The organism is uncultured Maritalea sp. (assembly GCF_937139385.1).
GTDB lineage: Bacteria > Pseudomonadota > Alphaproteobacteria > Rhizobiales > Devosiaceae > Maritalea > Maritalea porphyrae_A.
In genome coordinates this window covers 1-2084 of sequence record NZ_CAKZPW010000310.1, presented here as the reverse complement: position 1 = coordinate 2084, position 2084 = coordinate 1, and the positions used below count along the sequence as shown (strand labels likewise).

Genomic DNA, 2084 nt, shown 5'->3' with positions numbered 1-2084 from the left:
AGGCGTGCGGTTTGTGTGCTGAGTTGCGGCGATGCCAAACCATATGGATTTGAGCCTGAGGTACAGGCATGGGCGGATGGTAAATTTCAAGCGCGAGCCGATCTCTAACGTGATGGGCAAAGGCCGAAGGTAAGAGCGCGATGAGTTCAGAGTTGGAAACCGCGTTGGCGACACCATTAAAAAATGGCACAGTCATGGAAATTTTGCGTTGCCGTCCAACAGCGCGCAGTGCTTGGTCGCCAACGCCTTCCATCTTCCCTTCGTTGGAAAAAAGGACATGTCCCATCGCACAATAAAGATCGAGCGGAATAACCTCTCCCGGCTTGATTTTTGCTTCTCGTATGGCCAGATTTTTTCTATTGGCAACCACTTCGAATGGGCCAGTTATCGCTAAGCGGCTTTCTGCCCAGTCGGGCAGGTTTGTTTGCGGGATAAGGGCAAGGTCAATTTGCTCGCGCCGCATCGTGTCCAATTGGTTGTCGATAACCTGATCGACCATCTGCAGTCGGATATTCGGCGCAATATTTGAAATGATTTGGCCAAGGCGCGGCAGCAACAATTCAGCAAAGAAATCTGAACCCGAGATAACAAAGTTTGCTGTGCAGGCTTGCGGATCAAACTCGCTCGTTTGATCAATTACGCTTTCAATTGAGCGCATAATGTTATGAAGCGGCACTTGCAAATCAAGCGCCTTTTGTGTGGGCACTAGCTTTTGCCCTTCACGTACAAACAAAGGATCGTTCAAGCTAACCCTTAAACGCTCAAGGGCCGCGGATATTGCGGGTTGCGACAGGCCAATTTTTTCGCCTGCCTTTACTGTAGAGTGGGTTTCCAGCAGGGCCGCAAGCACGCGCAGCAAATTGAAATCGAAGGACAATAAATTCATTCAATGAATATAGTATATAAAATGAATCGATTTCAATTATAGATTTGTCTGCTCCAATATCCACTCCATTCAGTTCAATAGGGGAACGTTATGATTAGGAATGTTGGTTTTTGGTTCTTTGCAGTCGCTGCTATCTGCGCATTGATTGGGATGGGGTGGGGCATTCAAATGTCTGCAACGCATAATCACGTGTTATCGCCAGCTCATGGGCACTTGAATTTGGTGGGGTGGGTGACGATGGCGTTTTTTGGGCTCTTTTATAAATTGGTGCCACAGGCGGGCGAGAGTCTCATCGCTAAGGTCCATTTGGGCGTAGCATTATTGGGGCTTATTAGCTTCGTGCCGGGTATCGCGATGGCCATTTCGGGGCAGGGTGAAACGCTGGTGAAAATTGGCTCAGCGTTGATAATTTTTTCGATGCTGATTTTTATCTTCAATGTCTTTAAGTATCGGGACGCATTTTCCGCTTAGCGGTTTGCAATGACAAACAAGACTTCATAGAGCGTACCGTCATGCCCTATGCCACCTGGCTTTTCAATGACTTCGCATCTTTGCCAAGCGGCAGCGCCTGAAAATTTGTCATTGAGCATCTTTTTTGTTGGCAGATTGTAATAACGATCGAGCTTATCGCGCCCTGCGCCTTCACCAGACTTGAAGCTGGCCATCAAAAGCCCACCGGGTTTAAGGGCTGTGTGAATTTTCTTGATGATCAGGTCAAGCTCGTCCCAAGGGGCGTGCAGCAGGCACATATTTGCCCATATGCCATCATATAGCCCGATGTCTGAAAGCTCATCAAATCGCATGATTTTGACGCGGTCGCCCAGCCGTTCAATAGCGAATTTTGCCAGCTCAGGATTGCCCTCGGTTGCGGTTACATCAAGGCCTTGGCTCTGCATGTGTTGCGCTTCCAACCCGGCGCCGCACCCGAGCTCCAGTACGCGACCTGCATTGGGCAGCGCCTCTAGAAACGAAGTTAGGGTTTTGGATGGTTTCGTGCGCCGGCTTGCATATTCTTGAGCATTGTCGGCGTAGAACTGGAAGGTTTTTGGATCATAAGACATAACCGACTAATAGCGGCTATTCTTGATATAAAAAAGGCCCGATGCAGTGCACCGGGCCTTAATTTACTTAAGTTGAACGCAAAGCTTATTTAGCTTGGCCTAGTTCAACCCATGTGCCGCCATCAACGACCATTTCA

The 2084-nt window shown here is 48.8% G+C and carries 3 protein-coding genes; 1 reads left to right on the top strand and 2 read right to left on the bottom strand.

What is annotated here, in order from left to right; all coding sequences use genetic code 11:
- A partial coding sequence (locus Q0231_RS12715) for a LysR family transcriptional regulator (protein WP_299347928.1) occupies positions 1 to 877 on the bottom strand: 877 nt, incomplete at its 3' end.
- Positions 878 to 976: 99 nt separating this feature from the next.
- Between Q0231_RS12715 and Q0231_RS12710 the strand changes: the two genes are divergently transcribed.
- On the top strand, positions 977 to 1357 hold the full coding sequence (locus Q0231_RS12710; RefSeq protein ID WP_269395351.1) for a hypothetical protein: 381 nt from the start codon (positions 977 to 979) through the stop codon (positions 1355 to 1357).
- Here the strand turns inward: Q0231_RS12710 and Q0231_RS12705 are convergent.
- Positions 1354 to 1947, bottom strand: coding sequence for a class I SAM-dependent methyltransferase (locus Q0231_RS12705; protein WP_299347927.1), 594 nt, complete (start codon positions 1945 to 1947; stop codon positions 1354 to 1356). The two genes, Q0231_RS12710 and Q0231_RS12705, sit on opposite strands and share 4 nt — an antisense overlap.
- Positions 1948 to 2084: the final 137 nt, after the last annotated feature.

What these genes read in the sequence shown, in the direction of transcription:
- Q0231_RS12710 (WP_269395351.1), top strand. Translation starts at nt 977, where the DNA reads ATGATTAGGAATGTTGGTTTTTGGTTCTTTGCAGTCGCTGCTATCTGC.
- Q0231_RS12705 (WP_299347927.1), bottom strand. Translation starts at nt 1,947, where the DNA reads ATGTCTTATGATCCAAAAACCTTCCAGTTCTACGCCGACAATGCTCAA.